At 48.9% G+C, this 14,794-nt stretch carries 22 protein-coding genes; all 22 read left to right on the top strand.

Annotated features, from left to right (window positions below):
* The first annotated feature begins 67 nt into the window (after positions 1-67).
* The 22 genes from MHUN_RS10860 to MHUN_RS10965 all read left to right on the top strand — a co-directional run bounded on the left by MHUN_RS10860 (position 68) and on the right by MHUN_RS10965 (position 14,723).
* Positions 68-1,954, top strand: coding sequence for a PAS domain-containing protein (locus MHUN_RS10860; RefSeq protein ID WP_011449058.1), 1,887 nt, complete (start codon positions 68-70; stop codon positions 1,952-1,954).
* Positions 1,896-2,894, top strand: a complete 999-nt coding sequence (locus MHUN_RS10865) for a hypothetical protein (protein ID WP_048067464.1) — start codon at positions 1,896-1,898, stop codon at positions 2,892-2,894. Before MHUN_RS10860 ends, MHUN_RS10865 begins: the two co-directional genes overlap by 59 nt.
* 139 nt (positions 2,895-3,033) lie before the next feature.
* Positions 3,034-3,519: a hypothetical protein gene (locus MHUN_RS10870; protein WP_011449060.1), complete on the top strand. Its 486-nt coding sequence runs from the start codon at positions 3,034-3,036 to the stop codon at positions 3,517-3,519.
* Positions 3,516-3,842, top strand: a complete 327-nt coding sequence (locus MHUN_RS10875; RefSeq protein WP_011449061.1) for a DUF2109 domain-containing protein — start codon at positions 3,516-3,518, stop codon at positions 3,840-3,842. The genes MHUN_RS10870 and MHUN_RS10875 overlap by 4 nt, the downstream gene beginning before the upstream one ends.
* Entirely contained in the window at positions 3,839-4,066 is a 228-nt protein-coding gene (locus MHUN_RS10880) for an EhaD family protein (RefSeq protein WP_011449062.1), read from the top strand. The genes MHUN_RS10875 and MHUN_RS10880 overlap by 4 nt, the downstream gene beginning before the upstream one ends.
* Entirely contained in the window at positions 4,063-4,299 is a 237-nt protein-coding gene (locus tag MHUN_RS10885) for an EhaE family protein (RefSeq protein ID WP_011449063.1), read from the top strand. Before MHUN_RS10880 ends, MHUN_RS10885 begins: the two co-directional genes overlap by 4 nt.
* Positions 4,296-4,763, top strand: a complete 468-nt coding sequence (locus MHUN_RS10890; protein ID WP_011449064.1) for an EhaF family protein — start codon at positions 4,296-4,298, stop codon at positions 4,761-4,763. Before MHUN_RS10885 ends, MHUN_RS10890 begins: the two co-directional genes overlap by 4 nt.
* Positions 4,760-5,359, top strand: coding sequence for an EhaG family protein (locus MHUN_RS10895; protein WP_011449065.1), 600 nt, complete (start codon positions 4,760-4,762; stop codon positions 5,357-5,359). The genes MHUN_RS10890 and MHUN_RS10895 overlap by 4 nt, the downstream gene beginning before the upstream one ends.
* Complete coding sequence (locus MHUN_RS10900) at positions 5,352-6,008, top strand: membrane protein (protein ID WP_011449066.1); 657 nt, start codon at positions 5,352-5,354, stop codon at positions 6,006-6,008. The genes MHUN_RS10895 and MHUN_RS10900 overlap by 8 nt, the downstream gene beginning before the upstream one ends.
* A 2-nt stretch (positions 6,009-6,010) precedes the next feature.
* Positions 6,011-6,214, top strand: coding sequence for a hypothetical protein (locus MHUN_RS10905; RefSeq protein WP_048067465.1), 204 nt, complete (start codon positions 6,011-6,013; stop codon positions 6,212-6,214).
* Between the two features lies 1 nt (position 6,215).
* On the top strand, positions 6,216-7,058 hold the full coding sequence (locus tag MHUN_RS10910) for a respiratory chain complex I subunit 1 family protein (protein WP_011449067.1): 843 nt from the start codon (positions 6,216-6,218) through the stop codon (positions 7,056-7,058).
* Entirely contained in the window at positions 7,055-7,300 is a 246-nt protein-coding gene (locus MHUN_RS10915; protein WP_011449068.1) for a hypothetical protein, read from the top strand. Before MHUN_RS10910 ends, MHUN_RS10915 begins: the two co-directional genes overlap by 4 nt.
* On the top strand, positions 7,297-7,674 hold the full coding sequence (locus tag MHUN_RS10920) for a hypothetical protein (protein WP_011449069.1): 378 nt from the start codon (positions 7,297-7,299) through the stop codon (positions 7,672-7,674). The genes MHUN_RS10915 and MHUN_RS10920 overlap by 4 nt, the downstream gene beginning before the upstream one ends.
* On the top strand, positions 7,671-8,123 hold the full coding sequence (locus tag MHUN_RS10925; RefSeq protein ID WP_011449070.1) for an NADH-quinone oxidoreductase subunit B family protein: 453 nt from the start codon (positions 7,671-7,673) through the stop codon (positions 8,121-8,123). The genes MHUN_RS10920 and MHUN_RS10925 overlap by 4 nt, the downstream gene beginning before the upstream one ends.
* Positions 8,120-9,205, top strand: a complete 1,086-nt coding sequence (locus MHUN_RS10930) for a nickel-dependent hydrogenase large subunit (protein ID WP_011449071.1) — start codon at positions 8,120-8,122, stop codon at positions 9,203-9,205. The genes MHUN_RS10925 and MHUN_RS10930 overlap by 4 nt, the downstream gene beginning before the upstream one ends.
* 3 nt (positions 9,206-9,208) lie before the next feature.
* Positions 9,209-9,820 (top strand): 4Fe-4S dicluster domain-containing protein, encoded by a 612-nt coding sequence (locus MHUN_RS10935; protein WP_011449072.1) that lies wholly within the window; start codon positions 9,209-9,211, stop codon positions 9,818-9,820.
* A complete protein-coding gene (locus MHUN_RS10940) occupies positions 9,817-10,206 on the top strand; it encodes a molybdopterin dinucleotide binding domain-containing protein (RefSeq protein WP_011449073.1) in 390 nt (129 codons plus the stop codon). Before MHUN_RS10935 ends, MHUN_RS10940 begins: the two co-directional genes overlap by 4 nt.
* Positions 10,196-11,500 carry a formylmethanofuran dehydrogenase subunit B gene (locus tag MHUN_RS10945; protein ID WP_011449074.1) on the top strand — a complete coding sequence of 435 codons (1,305 nt, stop codon included), beginning with the start codon at positions 10,196-10,198 and terminating at the stop codon, positions 11,498-11,500. The genes MHUN_RS10940 and MHUN_RS10945 overlap by 11 nt, the downstream gene beginning before the upstream one ends.
* The gene (locus MHUN_RS10950; RefSeq protein WP_011449075.1) at positions 11,493-13,190 is read left to right on the top strand and encodes a formylmethanofuran dehydrogenase subunit A; all 1,698 of its coding nucleotides are present in this window, start codon (positions 11,493-11,495) and stop codon (positions 13,188-13,190) included. Before MHUN_RS10945 ends, MHUN_RS10950 begins: the two co-directional genes overlap by 8 nt.
* A gap of 51 nt (positions 13,191-13,241) precedes the next feature.
* Positions 13,242-13,553, top strand: coding sequence for a hypothetical protein (locus tag MHUN_RS10955; RefSeq protein ID WP_011449076.1), 312 nt, complete (start codon positions 13,242-13,244; stop codon positions 13,551-13,553).
* A complete protein-coding gene (locus MHUN_RS10960; protein ID WP_011449077.1) occupies positions 13,543-13,956 on the top strand; it encodes a type II toxin-antitoxin system VapC family toxin in 414 nt (137 codons plus the stop codon). The genes MHUN_RS10955 and MHUN_RS10960 overlap by 11 nt, the downstream gene beginning before the upstream one ends.
* 2 nt (positions 13,957-13,958) lie before the next feature.
* Positions 13,959-14,723 carry a formylmethanofuran dehydrogenase subunit C gene (locus MHUN_RS10965; protein ID WP_011449078.1) on the top strand — a complete coding sequence of 255 codons (765 nt, stop codon included), beginning with the start codon at positions 13,959-13,961 and terminating at the stop codon, positions 14,721-14,723.
* Positions 14,724-14,794: the final 71 nt, after the last annotated feature.

Below are 14,794 nucleotides of genomic sequence, written 5' to 3' on the forward strand. Positions count from 1 at the left end.
TGATCTCATATCAGACACAGAAGTTTTTAAGTAATACTATATCCAATTCCCCTCTTACGGGGTATATATGGGGGATGAACCGCCATTGATTTTTTCATCATTTTCACGCAAATTAGCGGCAGTCATACTTTTTGTACTCCTGTTTTCCCTTATTACGCTGGTCATCGTCTGGTACTCGGGGTCACTGGCTACCCTGGATGAGGAATTTAAAAACCGGCAGAACCTCACCGACCAGATTCTGAAACAATCAGTTATCTGGATTGACCGGGGGATTTCCCTGTATGAACTGCAATATATTCCCTCCTTGGAGCAAGCAATGGATATATACCATACCGCTTATGAAAACTCGGGGGGAGATATCGCAAAGATTAATCTCAGCGCATTAAAAGAGCAGGTGGATGCACAGCTGGAGGGGACCTATGACTTTTACCTGGTTCATGCCGATGGGCAGGTAGTGAAAAGCACCTTTGTTGAAGATATCGGACTTGACTTTAAAATGTGGCCGAAGTTTTATTCGGTCGTCTCTGCGATCAGGGAGAATGGCACCTTTGTTCCGGATCGGATGGTGCGGGGATATGCGAAAAATGCACCCATACGGAAATTTGCATACATGGGAACCAGTGACAGGAGATATCTGCTAGAAATTAGCAGGTCATTTGACCGGTTACTACCCTACGCATCCGGTGCATCATACAAAGAACTCATCAATAATCTTCCTGATCTGAATCAGGATATCCGGTCTATTGAACTATACAATTCACGATATGAACTGGTCTCGAAATATCCTGAACCTGCCGCAAACGAACAGCCAAATGCGGAAACATTGTCGAAAATCATCAGAACATTTGCAGATAATACAAATTATGAAGAGACGGACCCGGTAACCGGAGATATTATCCGGTACACCCATCTTCCTATCAGTGATTCAGAGTCACCATCAGCATCCGAGATGTTTCTGGCGGCACGGACGGTATATTCAACTGATGACCGGGATCATAAAAAACTGACTCTTACTTTGATTTTTGGTGGCTTCCTGCTCCTCACAGCGATTATTGCAGCCGGGGGAGCCTTTGCCGCGTCACGATACCTGTCCAGGCCGATCGACCGGATTGTTGAAGATATTCAGCATATCGCAGACGGAGACCTGGACCACCGGATCCGCCCGACCGGATCATCTGAGTTCAATACTATTGAAAAAGCCATAAACAGCCTTGTAACAAGTCTGAAAGGGACGATTAACAATTTGAAAATGCGGGAGGAAGAGCTGCTTGAGGAACTGGGAAAGAGATGGAAAGCAGAGGAGAATTATCGGAGACTTTTTGAATCTGCACACGAAGCGATCTTCATCCTGAAAGATACCAGAATTGAGAGTTGCAATAATGCAGCAACTCATCTTATCGGGATGAACATGAAGGAGATTATCGGGAAAGAACTTTTCGAATTCTCACCACCGACACAACCAGACGGGAGAGATTCCAAAGAGGCATCCCGTGAGATAATTCGCCGGGTTACCCAGGGTGATTTATCCATTATTGAATGGGACTTCATGAAGAAAGATGGAAAAATTTTGAATACACAAGCTCAATGCAGCGCTATCCTTTCCGGTGATGAAATCCTCGTTATGATAATATTCCGTGATGTAACCGAGCTTTTGGAGATGAGGAAGCGGGAGATTACTGCAATATCCCAGATTGAAGAGAATCTTGTCAGACTTGCTGCGATAAATGATCAGATCAGAAATCCCCTGGCATCTATCACCATCCTCAATGAGTTGCAGGGCGGGGATTATGAAGAGAAGATCTTTGAGCAGATTAAGACTATCGATGCTTTAATAAATGAAGTTGATAAAAACTTTGTGAAAACCGATAAAGTCCGTCTTTTCCTGACAAAACACTATGGCATACACCCCATCACTCCTAAAGAGGAGAAAGGAAAGAGTCCGGCCCATCGATAATATCTCCGGTGCTTTTTCATTCATCCTTATCATCCTGCTTTGCCTGCTCTCTGTAGGATCTCCGGCATTTGGAGAACATACCATAAGTTTTGCTGCTTTTGGAGAGATCTCATTCTCGGAAGGAGTCACCGAGGAGAGTGTCCCTATCAGGCCGGTGGTTGCATTTGACCCTGGCACCGTGAAGATCTGTGCGGTCTTCCCGTTTATGAACATGCAAGACGGGATGCCGGTCGAGGTAGAATGGCTCTATAATGACGAATGGTTTTACTCAACCGAAGAGGAATGGGACGAAGGGGAAGAGGGAATCACACACCGGTCAATCTCATGGGAGGATGGCCGTGAACTGGACCCGGGGATCTACACCCTCCGGTTATTCATAAACGGCCAGCTTGCCCGGTCGGCTGATGTGGAAGTTCTGGCACCAATAGAGGAGGAAACGCCGAAACCTGCAAGAAACCCTGAAGACCTCATTGATCCTGACCTGATGAAAGCATGGGAGATTCTTGCGTATTCAGATAATGACCTGTTACAAGACCTTGCCGGCCTTGTTCCTGATTATGGGATAGAACTCAGGCTGACTGACGAGATCGACTCAAACGGGAAATATGTCTATGCAAGCGGTAAGAAAGAACCAGGGAAGGTTTACATCTCATGGGATTTCTGGAAGAGAAAAACATGGGAAGAGGTGAGCGGAACCATCGCACATGAACTCACGCATGCCGTGCAGCATCTGACCAGTGATGAAGAAACATTCGGATGCACCATCGAGCGGGAATATGAAGCATATATGGCAGAATTCTATGTGCTCATGGAGACCGGACGGGAAGATATCCTCATGAAATCCTGGTCGGCGATCTACAATCCGAAGACCGGGAAGATTTGGAAGAATGAGCTCTGGAAGGCGCTTCAGGATGCCTATGAAACCTGTCCTGAATACTAATTATTTACTCATATGAGGGAAACCCGAGAGTTCCATTGACCCTGGTGCAAAAACGGCTCTTTCTTCTTTCAGTCTGGTGTATAATCATGGATCACAACCTTTAATCTGTTCCCGCACGAAGTGTACGTTACTAACCGGCATGATTAGCTCGTTCCTTCAGATTGCCTTTGCAGCCATCTGCTGCTGGGTTCTCTTTATCACCATTGATATGATCTGGGCACTGCCTCGGGAAGGGGGCGTTGTCGGAGCAAAAGCGATTGCAGCAGCAGTTGAGAAGACTGGAGGAGATCTCAGGGGAGGGACCATGATGGGCAATATTGTATCATCCCCTGATGCATCGGCCGGGACCCTTCTTGCTGCCTGTGGAGTATACTGTTTTGGAATACCAGGGGGCCTTATTGCAACGGTTCTCGTGTATATTGGAAACCGCATCTGTTATGATCCGGGGTATGCCGGGACAACGGGATGTTTTCTGGCAACCTTTATGGTATACCTTGGGACCCAGATCGGGATTCCGGCTGAGTTCTTCATCATCGGAATGGTAATTGCCATCCTGACTATACAGGGGATATCTCACCGGCACTCAAGCAGGCTGCTTGGAGCAATATGGAGGATTCGGAGATGAGCATCGACGGAACAGAAGACCTGCTTGGCTTGATATCCGGCCCATTCTCCTCCTCATATATCAGCCCCCCGTCTGAGAGTGCTGAACTTGCAGCCCTCATGTGTGGCCTTATTGCTCTCTATGCAGTCATCAGAATCATTCTTGAACAGGATGTCATGCGTAAACTGCCATTCCTGAATGTATTCAGCTTTGCTGTTTCCGGAATCATGGCCCTTCTCATCCCTCACCCGCTTGGGATTATTGCCGCAGCAACCTATTTTATCGGCTCGACATTTGAATCAAATGCTATCGCGAGCACGTGGGCCGGAGGGGTGGAGGAATGAACACCCTGCTCCTGATATTTTGTGCCATTGCCCTTATTGGTGGATTGTATGCAGGTTTTGCACGGGATCCCTATGCAAAACTTATCGCAATCGGGATTATTGCAGGCGGCGTAATGCCCCTCATTATTGCACGGGGCTATGTTGATGTGGCAGCAGCCCTTGCTCTCATAATACCACTGTCAACCATTTTTGTACTTCAGCTCTGCAAAAAGGGGGCCGCATGAATCCTGAGTTTTTTGCAGGTCTGATTCTGCTCATCATCGGGACGTGGATAACCGCTTTTCCCCGTGACCGGGAGTATCTGACTCGTCTTATTAATCTGGAAATTCCAGCCTTCGGACTACTTCTCGTGGCCTTGTCATTTGATGAGACGCTGGCATTGCTGACATTTATTGCGGTATCAACCCTGACTACTTTTGTTCTCGTACTATTGATCGAAAGGAGGGCAAAGGAATGATCCGGTGGATAGGGCGCAACTTTCGGACATTTTCAAACTGGATGTCAACCTATGAAAACCTCGTTGCAGTATACGCTGCACTAGGAATTTTCGTTGCTATCTGCGGATTGATCATGGTTCCCATGCTTACCTACCATGAGGACCAGATTTATTCTAAAACAATAAACCGTGATTCAACTCTTAATCCCTATGACCGGGGAGGTATTCCCTTTACAAGGGCAGATGTGAAGGCCCAGTATCCGGAAAACTCCCCGACGGTCGGATTTGTTACGGCATACCTGACGCCACTCTCATGGTTCCTTGCAAATACAACGCCATATCTTGGAACCACAATCGTTGCACATCCTGGAGGAATCCTTGATGAAATCCTCTATAACACCCGGGGCCTTGATACTGTGGTCGAGACGAGTATCCTCTTTACTGCATTTGCCATTGCTTCATTCCTGTTCAGGAGGAAAGAATGATGGATTTTTATCAGATCGGTCTTTTATGCACCCTTATCTGTGTAACCATATCATTCATTGCTCTCTTCAGGGAACGGGATGATATCCATAAAATCCTTGTTGTGGACCTGATAGAAACGACAGGCCTTGTTCTTATCTGTCTTGTCGCAACAGATCTGGCAGAAGCCCTGATCCTCCCCGGTCTTGTGGTCGGTATTTCTGAACTCCTGATGCTGACTGAACTCTATATCAGAAAGGAGAAACTCCCTCTTCCGGCATATAAACCGATTCGGATCGAGGTCATGCGGACCGCACCACCCATCATCACCTTTGCCCTGGTTGTGTATGGGATTATCCTGTCAGGGTTCTCAGGAGGTGCAGTCGCAGGAATAGGACTTGTATTCTACTTCCTCTGTAAGGGATATGAAGAGCGGTTTGCACTGCTTGAAACAATATCCGGGTATGCATGGGCACTCTGGATTGTGGCATTCTTTATATTCATGATCTTACCACAGGCCTGGCTTATTGCGGTGATGCTCTCCGGAGGGGCGATTCTCGTTAAAGTAACCACCAAGATGGCACTTATCGGCACCATGCAGGAGGGACGGAATGTTTAATCTGCCCATTGAAGGAGAGGAACTCTTTGTCCTGGAGTTCGGGGACATTGTCAATTACTTTAGTCTATACACGACAACCCTGTTCCTGTTTGCGACCGCCTTCATCATCATCGCCATCATCGCACGACCGGAGCGGCAGACAGATATCGTCTTTGGTACTGATGCGATATACACCAAGGAGATAAATCCGGACAATTTGCGTTTTCAGCGATTTATGGCAATCGCCTGTGGTCTTGCTACACTTGGGGCAGTGAGCTCAGGCGACCTCTTTAACTTCTCCCTTTTTACCGCACTCATCGGGATAACCAACATCGGGATTGTTGCCGGTGTAAACAACCGGTATGTACTGAATGCGGCATATAATTACGGAATCGTTGCGATGGTTGCAACCACGTTCCTTTTTGGCGGTGCAGCAACGGCCCTTGGGACCTGTGGAACCCTGTCCATTTGGGAACTTGCCGGCCTTGGGATGGTCCCCCTGGCTGCAAAGATGTTCCTGGTCCTTGGAGTGATGGGAGAAGGAATGGCTCCCTTTTATATCGCAAAGGCTGAGATCACCCGGGCACCGGGAGCACCCTATGTACTGATGATCCATGTCAGTTCGCTCCTCATCTTCCTCCGGGTAATTGAGATCATTCTGACGGTGTAACAATGAATAAAGAGTCATATCTGGCAGTAACCATAATTACAGCAGTCATCCTCGGGCTTTCGGCATATGCGGTATCCATTGGAACCGAGCCGGGATGGTTTCCGGTGATCGTTGTGGTTCTGACATTTCCGGTATTCAATCTGGCACTCTTTCTCTGGTGGAATGCATCGAATACAGACGGGGATATCCCATTTACCGGGTATTAATATGATAACACTGATACTTCCAGCAGTTTTTATCGGCCTTTTGTTTCATGGTATACATCGAAAAGTCATCGCACGGATACAGGGAAGACCTGGCCCGCCGATCTGGCAGGAGATACTCCATACCTTAAAATTCTCCTTTAAGCAGACATGGATTCCGAAAACGGCAAGCATGCCTATGTTTGTCTTTATCGTGGCGGTTTCCATAGCCATCTGGACTGGTGCATTCTATATCATCTTCAGTGGCGGCAGTCTGCTCCTCCTCTTCGCGGTATTTATGCTCCATAAGATCACCGAACACGGGCTCGGGCTCTCGTCTGGTTCACCATACGGAAAGTTTGGGGCAATACGGTCGGTGATGTCTGCAGCATCAGAGATTCCGCTCTTTGCAACCATTGCAGGGATATATGTGGTGACCGGTTCCCTGATGATCAGCGATATAACCAGGTATCAGGAGATGCACGGGCCCATGCTCGTCGGGGCATTCCCGATAGCCATCGCCATGTACATTGTCATACTCTCCAAGATGCATTATGGCCCGTTCTCAATCATTGAGGCGAAAGAGATCGTATCAGGGAACCGTACCGAGCACTTTGGTGTCTGGAGGGCCGGTCTTGAAGTGGCCTATGCATTAAAAACCTTCGTACTTCTGGCAGCATTTGTTCTGCTCTTTATCGGTGCCCTCCCCTGGTACCTGATGCTCCTTGCAATGCTTATCGTCCTGATATCACTCTCCTTTGTCTGTGCATTCACGCCGATGCTCTCGCCATTTGATGCGGTTGCCCTGCAGACGGTGATCACCGGGGTCCTCGCAGTGTATATTATCATTCTCGGGGTGATGGGATGAACCTCATCAGGATAGCTCTTGCTGGAGGAGCACTTATTTATGGAGTGTTATTCGGGATTGAACTCGTCAGGGGACATGTACTCTGGCAGGCAGTACTTGGAATTATTGCCGTTGCCGCCCTTGCCCTGCTTCCCTTCACCAAAAATGAGCATCAGCTCCATGACGGGGAGATGATTGCAGTCTGGATCTGTATTTTGCTCTTCGGCCTGTATGCGATTTTGAAAAGCGGAGGGCTGGTATGACAGATATATATGAGCGTGACCTGTATGGAATGAAATTTGCCATCCTGAACAGTCCGTACCATAAGAGAGTGGTCACTGCCTGTGCAGATATGCTGGGAATTCCTCCGATGAAACTGCGACGAATACTAATAGAAAACCTTGATATGATGATGCTGGAGTCACTTGCTGTCAGATATGACAGCTGGCGGGAACGGGGCGATAAAGAGGGGGGAATAAGGCGGGAGATAGGGTATGAACTTTTCACGACCTATATCCCTATTATCTCCCCTGATGTAATGGAAGAGGCCATGCAAGAGTCCACCAATAACAACAGTAACGCTGAATATGGAAAAAAATTCCTGCAGTCACGGGTATTTGAGGAGGAGAGCAAATGACAACACTCCAGTCCCTGAAGAACGCCGTCCGTCAGCGGTCGATTCATGTCTGTTATGTGGACACCGGTTCATGCAACGGATGTGATATCGAGGTCCTTGCCTGCCTCTCGCCCCGGTATGATCTTGAGCAGTATGGCATTTATGTCCACAATAACCCGAGAGAGGCGGATGTTCTGCTTATCATCGGCGGGGTGACTCCCCAGTGGGAAGATAAACTCAGAATGGTGTGGGATAAGATCCCGGAGCCCAAGGTAGCGGTCTCAATCGGCAACTGCCCGATCTCCGGATGTGTCTTTTCCAGGCCACAGACACTTACCAGGGCTCCTGCAAAGAGTTATATTCCGATTGCTGCAGAGGTCCCCGGTTGTCCCCCACGACCGACTGAAATAATTCAGGCCATCCTTTCAGTCGCTCCTCTGATATTCAAAGACTGGGAGTTACGGCGATGAAAAAAACCGTTGATGTTTCCATACCCCTCGGCCCGGTCCATCCGATTTTCAAAGAGCCATGCCGGATTAAATGTGAGACCTTTGGAGAGCAGGTCCTTGCCGCCGAGGTTGAACTTGGGTACATGAAGAAAGGGATTGAACGGATCATGGTTGGCCGGCCCTGGCAGGAGGTCATGTTCCTTGCCGAACGAGTATGCGGAATCTGTTCAGTCATTCATAACTTTGTGTTTATTGAGACCATGGAGAAGATATCCGGGGTTACGGTTCCAGATCGGGCTGCATACCTGCGGGTGCTTGCAAATGAGCTGGACCGGATGCAAAGCCACCTGATTGCAAACTTCTCATACTGTTATACCATCGAACATGAGACCATCGGGATGTATCTCCTCAATATCCGTGAAACGGTCATGGACATGCTCGAATACCTCACCGGTGCAAGAGTCACTTGTGCCTACATCGTTCCCGGAGGGGTGCGATTTGATCCTGACAATGAAGACCTGACCCGAATAATGACCGCCATGGATGACGTGGAACGGGAAACCCGCCGGTACATGAGCATGTTTGAATCAGGGCCGCTCATCGGACTTCGGAGTAAGGGGATTGGTGTCATGACCCGCGAGCAGGCAGAACTCATCCATGCAGTCGGGCCAACCGCACGGGCCTGTGGTATTACCACTGACTGCAGATCAGACCACCCGACATACCAGAGGCTGAACTTCTCACCCCTGGTACGGACTGAAGGAGATAACTATGCCAGGGTCATGCTACGGTTCCAGGAAATTTTACAGAGTGTGGATCTGATACGAACCATCATCCGGACCCTTCCGGAAGGAAAGATACGAGGTGGAGGGACCATCGGACGGGGTGAGACCACCCATAAGGGTGAAGCGCCAAGAGGTGAACTGACCTACCGGATTAAATCAGATACTCATGGAAGAGTCCAGGAGATATCTATCCAGACCCCGTCTATTATGAATATAGAAGCATGTGCACGATACATGATCCCGGGAGTAACATCGGTTGCAGATGTCACGGCGGCATACATCAGCTCTGACCCGTGCGTTGCCTGTACTGAGAGGTAACAGATGAGATCCATCCTTTCATATATCCGGCATATGGCACGACCTGAGTGGGTGAAAACATTCTTCCTTGCGAAGACTGCCCCCCTCTCCACGCCGCCCCATTTCAGGGAATTCCCCCATCTGACCGGAAAGGAATGCACCCATTGCTTTCAATGCATGATGATCTGCCCGGCTCCCGGGGCGATTGAGGTCATCAGAACTGATAAACCCGGAGAGTGGAAACCGGTCATCCATCTTGGACATTGTATCAGGTGTGGCCTGTGTGTTGAGATCTGCCCGGAACTGGTCCTTGATGCCGGCCGGGTTCATATGAAAAATGCACAGGACGGCACCTATATGCAGTTCCAGTTCCACATCACCATAAACCCGGTCACCTGCATGGGGTGTGGGAGCTGCACGGTTGCCTGCCCGGTCAATAAGGAGATAGATCCCCAACTGGCAGCAAAAGGGACGAGCACCTCTGATGAAGTCATCATGCGGGTATACAAGGGGATCAACACCGTATTCCATGAAGATAAATGCACCGGATGCAAGACCTGTGAAGAGCAGTGCCCGACCAGGTCAATTCTTGTGGCCCGGGTCCTCGAACCCCTGCAGATATCGGAGGAGACATGAAAATCCGTATCAATACCGGACGGACAGTGATCCAGGGATCCCATGTGGACCGGAAGAATTCACCAGAATACTTCAGGGAGACATCAACCCTCCACCTCAACCCCGTGGACATGATGGAGATCGGAATTGATGACGGGGAGCGGGTGAAAGCAACAACCGGGGGTATTTCTGTTGTACTCCGGGTCATTTCTGATGAGACGATAAAGCGGGGGACCGGATTTCTCCCGCTCGGACCCTATGCCAATGCTCTGGTTGGCGGAACCACTCACAGCACCGGGATGCCAGACTTTAAAGGATCAGTGGCAGAAATAGAGGCGACCGGAGAAAAAATCCCGACAGTGGGAGAACTGATGCAACATTTGGGAGGGCTCCCGTATGGTAGATAAAATCAGGCATGTGGTCTGCCCCTACTGCGGATGCCTCTGTGATGATATCATGATCGAGGTAACCGACGGGAAGATATCAGGAGTTGAGAACGCCTGCACGTTGGGAGCCCATAAGTTTCTTGATGATGCAGGAAACCGGCTCAAAGGCCCTATCATGCGAACGGGGGATGAATGGGTTGATATCTCCTATGAAGAAGCAATAGAGTTCGCAGTTAAAGTCCTGTCTGAAGCGGATCGTCCGCTCCTCTATGGGTGGTCAGGGTGTGCAACAGAGACACAGGCCATCGGAGCTCACCTTGCTGAACTTATCGGAGGAGTCGTGGACAGCACCACATCAGTCTGTCATGGACCATCTATCCTTGCAATCCAGGAGGTCGGCCACCCCGGCTGTACCTTGGGACAGGTGAAAAACCGGGCTGATACGATAATATACTGGGGGTCAAATCCGATAGAAGCTCATCCAAGGCACCTGAGCAGGTATACTAACTATGCCGATGCTTATTTCCTCCACAACGCATTCCGCGAACGAAGAGTCATCGTCGTCGATGTCAGAAAGACACCAACCGCAGAGATAGCAACTGAGTTTGTGCAGCTTGAGCAGGGTGGGGATTATCATGTTCTGTCTGCTCTTCGGGCCATCATCAGGGGGAGAGGGGACATTATACCGGATATGGTTGCAGGTGTTCCAAAGACTCAGCTTATCCGGGTTGCTGATATGTGCAAAAAGGCAAAATTCGGTGCTCTCTTCTTCGGCGTCGGTATCACAATGACCGGCGGTAAATATAAAAATATCAGGAATGCCATCGAATTTGTCGATGAATTAAACCGCCATACCAAATGGACCATATCACCGATGCGGGGGCATTCGAATGTATATGGATCAAACGAAGTGTTCACCTGGATCACCGGGTATCCCTTTGCCGTGGATTATTCAAGGGGTATTGCATTTTATAACCCAGGTGAGACCACCGCAGTTGATATCCTTGCACGGAAAGAGGCGGATGCTGCACTCATTATGGCAAGTGATCCTGGAGCCCATTTCCCACGAATCTGCTGTGAACATCTTGCAAAAATTCCAACCATCCTCTTTGATCCCTACCCGAGTGCAACTACTCACCTCTGCACCCTGCAGATCCCCTCTGCGGTAAATGGGATTGATGCAGCAGGAACAGCATACCGGATGGATGGAATTCCCATCAGGACACGCAAATTTATCGAGACCGGTTACCCGACCGACACCGAGCTCATGGAGAAGATTTATGATCGCATCAGGCAGGTGAAAGAGAATGCGTGAACTCCTGATTAAGAACGCCTATGTCATCGATCCACTCCAGGGAATCCGTGGGGATATCATGGATCTTCCTATCCGGGAAGGAAGAATCGTAGACAAGGTGTCAGGATCCTGTGAGGTTATCGATGCCGGCGGCCACCTGACGTTGCCAGGAGGAATAGACTCTCATACCCATGTCTGTGGAACCAAGGTCAATTTTGGCCGGTATATGAGCCCTGAAGACATGCGGGCCGGAAGGACGCCACGACGCGGTGCGATGTATCCGACCTCCGGGTATACGGTCCCGACGACATACGGGAACAGTTACCGGTATAGCAAGATGGGGTATACAACGCTTCTTGAGGGGGCAATGGCACCCCTGGAGGCACGTCACACCCATGAGGAGTTTGCTGCAACACCCATGCAGGACATGCTTGCAAATACCCTGTTTGACGGGAACTGGAGTCTTTTTGAAGCAGTCGCCGACAAGGATGTCAGACAGGCTGCCGCGGTCATCGGGTGGACACTTTCAGCCGTCAAGGGTTTTGGGATAAAACTTACCAATCCGGGCGGTACTGAAGCGTGGGGGTTCGGGGATGACCTCTCAAACATCGATGAACCGGTCCCAAACTGGGATATCACCCCACGGGACATCATTGATACAACCATTCAGGCCTGCGAATATTTACATCTCCCCCACTCGGTTCACCTTCACTGCAATAACCTGGGTATGCCCGGAAATTACCGGACAACCCTTCAGACCCTTGATATTCCATCTGATCTTAATCCGAACCGGCAGACGCTCTATCTGACCCATGTCCAGTTCCACTCTTATGGAGGGAGTACCTGGGGCGATATTCGATCTGAAGCGGGGAAGATCGCTGGATCAGTCAATACCAAGCCACAGGTGGTCATCGACATGGGGCAGGTCATGTTTGGCCGGACAATGACCATGACCGCAGACGGGCCGATGGAGTTCCGGCTCTACACACTCCACCACAACAAATGGAGCAACCATGACGTGGAACTCGAAACCGGCTCAGGGATCATTCCTGTCTATTACAGCAGGAAATCTCTGGTCAACAGCATCATGTGGGCCATCGGGCTTGAACTGGCTCTTTTGATCAAAAATCCCTGGCAGTGTATGCTCACGACTGATAACCCGAACGGAGCTCCCTTTGTGAAGTACCCAGAGATTATCGGCCTATTAATGTCTAACAAGTACCGGGAGAAGGAACTAGGTCAGGTCCACCGACTTACCACAGACCGGACATCCCTCGGGACCATCGACCGGGAGCTGAGCTTTGAAGATATCGCGGTTATGACGAGGGCAGGGCAGGCAAAAGCGCTTGGAATTATCGATGAAGGGAAGGGACATCTGAAGGAAGGAGCCCTTGCTGATATTGCAATATATCCGGTAAAACCGGACGAGACCGATCCATCGCTCCAGTATGAAGAGGTTATCGGAGCATTCCAGCAGACGTTATATACCCTCAAAGACGGTATTGTGGTAAGCAGGGACGGGGAGGTTATGAGAGCTGTCCCGAACCGGACGTTCTGGTCTCATGCTGAGCTTCCGGATGATATGGATGTCATGAAGAGCCCCCGGTTTGTGGAGAAGTTCTCACGGTTTTACTCGGTGGATCTGGAGAATTACAGGGTACAGGATGAGTACGTGCAGCGGGGTGTTGCGATGAATACCCGGACTGCATAACCATTATGTAATGTCACATCTTATGGGAAAACTAATCTAGGGGGAGGAATTATGAAAAACATCACTTTTGCTGATATTGAAGGGGAGATCAAAAAGATTCCAGTAGATAAACTCCCCGAGGTATATATAATAATCAAGGAATATTCTCAAAAATCCTCCAAAAAAACGAAATCACATTCGAATAGAAAAAACAACATGACAGAAACTTTGCAGGAATTGAACGGGTGTATAAAAATTGAAGATCTCAATGACTATGCAAACATAAAAGGTTTAAAAAAACCATTCGTGACTGATTATGCTAGCACTGTTGATCAGGATCTTTCCATTGCATGCGTAAACGAACCTTCTCAATATGAAGAATAGTATTATTGTAGATACCTCGGCATTGATAGCATATTTCATCCAAAGTGAGAAAAAACACCAATGTATCAATTCGTATATTAAGACCCATCCCAAACAGGAGTGGATTATTGTTTCAACCGTTTTTTCGGAAATTATGACGTGGTTACGATTAAAAGTCCACCCCAGACATGCAATTCCAATTGGATCCTTTCTCCGTGAGCAATGCTACTATCACCCCATAACCCCATCGGAGGATGAAGTAACCTGGGATATTTATAAGACATATTCCGATAAAAAATGGAGTTTTACTGATTGTTCACTCCTCGCGGTATCAAAAGAAGAAAATGTGCCATTAATCCTCTCCATCGATCATCATTTTCACCAAATGAAGAGCTTTGGAGTAACTGTTGTTCCGGATGAATAATTATGATGCAGGTCACCCTTACGATGAAACCCCGGGCAAAGCCCTTCCTGCCCATTGAAGCAGAGATGATCATTCCGATGAATTTTATCGGGAACCGTGAACTTTTTGTCTGGGAAGGCAATAAGAAACGCCGTCTTGAAGAAGTATTCACAGTCAGAAAAGAAGGGAATGTCAACTCACCAGAGAACATCGTTGTTATTCTCAGGGGAGATACGAGCCGGGTGAAACGGGTTGGAGAGTATATGTCATCCGGAACGATCACTATCGAAGGTGATATCGGGATGCATTGTGGTAATTTCATGCGTGGCGGGAATATTGTCATTCATGGCAATGCTGACGGATGGCTGGGCCGTGAGATGCGTGCCGGATCAATCGTCTGCCATGGGAATGCCGGGGATTACTGTGGTTCCGGGTACCGGGGTGAGAAGCGGGGCATGCGTGGCGGGAAGATCGAGGTCATGGGAAATGCCGGGGATTATCTTGGTGAGTACCTGACCGGAGGAGAGATCCATGTGCATGGGAATGCCGGGATGTTTGCAGGAGCAGAGATGCGTGGTGGGACATTGCGTATTGACGGTGATGTCCGGATACCGGCAGCGAATATGTCAAAAGGGACATGCATAGTCCGGGGGGTGGTTCATGACATGCTGCCGACATTTGAGAAGATTGGAGAGAAGGATGGGATGGTGGTGTTTCATGGAGATGTGGCGAATAAGGGAAAGGGAGAGCTGTTCGTGAAGAGTGTAGGGGATGGTTTGTTCCGATGATTCAATATAAATAAGAACCAAAATTAATCTTGTTTTTGTCAGTTCAGATCCCTAAATCCTGAATAATTAAC

Origin of the sequence: Methanospirillum hungatei JF-1, from assembly GCF_000013445.1 — an archaeon.
In the GTDB taxonomy this organism is placed as follows: domain Archaea; phylum Halobacteriota; class Methanomicrobia; order Methanomicrobiales; family Methanospirillaceae; genus Methanospirillum; species Methanospirillum hungatei.

Bases quoted from the DNA above. Each gene is read 5' to 3' on its own strand.
- MHUN_RS10860 (WP_011449058.1), top strand. From the start codon at position 68: ATGGGGGATGAACCGCCATTGATTTTTTCATCATTTTCACGCAAATTA.
- MHUN_RS10865 (WP_048067464.1), top strand. From the start codon at position 1,896: ATGGCATACACCCCATCACTCCTAAAGAGGAGAAAGGAAAGAGTCCGG.
- MHUN_RS10870 (WP_011449060.1), top strand. From the start codon at position 3,034: ATGATTAGCTCGTTCCTTCAGATTGCCTTTGCAGCCATCTGCTGCTGG.
- MHUN_RS10875 (WP_011449061.1), top strand. From the start codon at position 3,516: ATGAGCATCGACGGAACAGAAGACCTGCTTGGCTTGATATCCGGCCCA.
- MHUN_RS10880 (WP_011449062.1), top strand. From the start codon at position 3,839: ATGAACACCCTGCTCCTGATATTTTGTGCCATTGCCCTTATTGGTGGA.
- MHUN_RS10885 (WP_011449063.1), top strand. From the start codon at position 4,063: ATGAATCCTGAGTTTTTTGCAGGTCTGATTCTGCTCATCATCGGGACG.
- MHUN_RS10890 (WP_011449064.1), top strand. From the start codon at position 4,296: ATGATCCGGTGGATAGGGCGCAACTTTCGGACATTTTCAAACTGGATG.
- MHUN_RS10895 (WP_011449065.1), top strand. From the start codon at position 4,760: ATGATGGATTTTTATCAGATCGGTCTTTTATGCACCCTTATCTGTGTA.
- MHUN_RS10900 (WP_011449066.1), top strand. From the start codon at position 5,352: ATGTTTAATCTGCCCATTGAAGGAGAGGAACTCTTTGTCCTGGAGTTC.
- MHUN_RS10905 (WP_048067465.1), top strand. From the start codon at position 6,011: ATGAATAAAGAGTCATATCTGGCAGTAACCATAATTACAGCAGTCATC.
- MHUN_RS10910 (WP_011449067.1), top strand. From the start codon at position 6,216: ATGATAACACTGATACTTCCAGCAGTTTTTATCGGCCTTTTGTTTCAT.
- MHUN_RS10915 (WP_011449068.1), top strand. From the start codon at position 7,055: ATGAACCTCATCAGGATAGCTCTTGCTGGAGGAGCACTTATTTATGGA.
- MHUN_RS10920 (WP_011449069.1), top strand. From the start codon at position 7,297: ATGACAGATATATATGAGCGTGACCTGTATGGAATGAAATTTGCCATC.
- MHUN_RS10925 (WP_011449070.1), top strand. From the start codon at position 7,671: ATGACAACACTCCAGTCCCTGAAGAACGCCGTCCGTCAGCGGTCGATT.
- MHUN_RS10930 (WP_011449071.1), top strand. From the start codon at position 8,120: ATGAAAAAAACCGTTGATGTTTCCATACCCCTCGGCCCGGTCCATCCG.
- MHUN_RS10935 (WP_011449072.1), top strand. From the start codon at position 9,209: ATGAGATCCATCCTTTCATATATCCGGCATATGGCACGACCTGAGTGG.
- MHUN_RS10940 (WP_011449073.1), top strand. From the start codon at position 9,817: ATGAAAATCCGTATCAATACCGGACGGACAGTGATCCAGGGATCCCAT.
- MHUN_RS10945 (WP_011449074.1), top strand. From the start codon at position 10,196: ATGGTAGATAAAATCAGGCATGTGGTCTGCCCCTACTGCGGATGCCTC.
- MHUN_RS10950 (WP_011449075.1), top strand. From the start codon at position 11,493: ATGCGTGAACTCCTGATTAAGAACGCCTATGTCATCGATCCACTCCAG.
- MHUN_RS10955 (WP_011449076.1), top strand. From the start codon at position 13,242: ATGAAAAACATCACTTTTGCTGATATTGAAGGGGAGATCAAAAAGATT.
- MHUN_RS10960 (WP_011449077.1), top strand. From the start codon at position 13,543: ATGAAGAATAGTATTATTGTAGATACCTCGGCATTGATAGCATATTTC.
- MHUN_RS10965 (WP_011449078.1), top strand. From the start codon at position 13,959: ATGATGCAGGTCACCCTTACGATGAAACCCCGGGCAAAGCCCTTCCTG.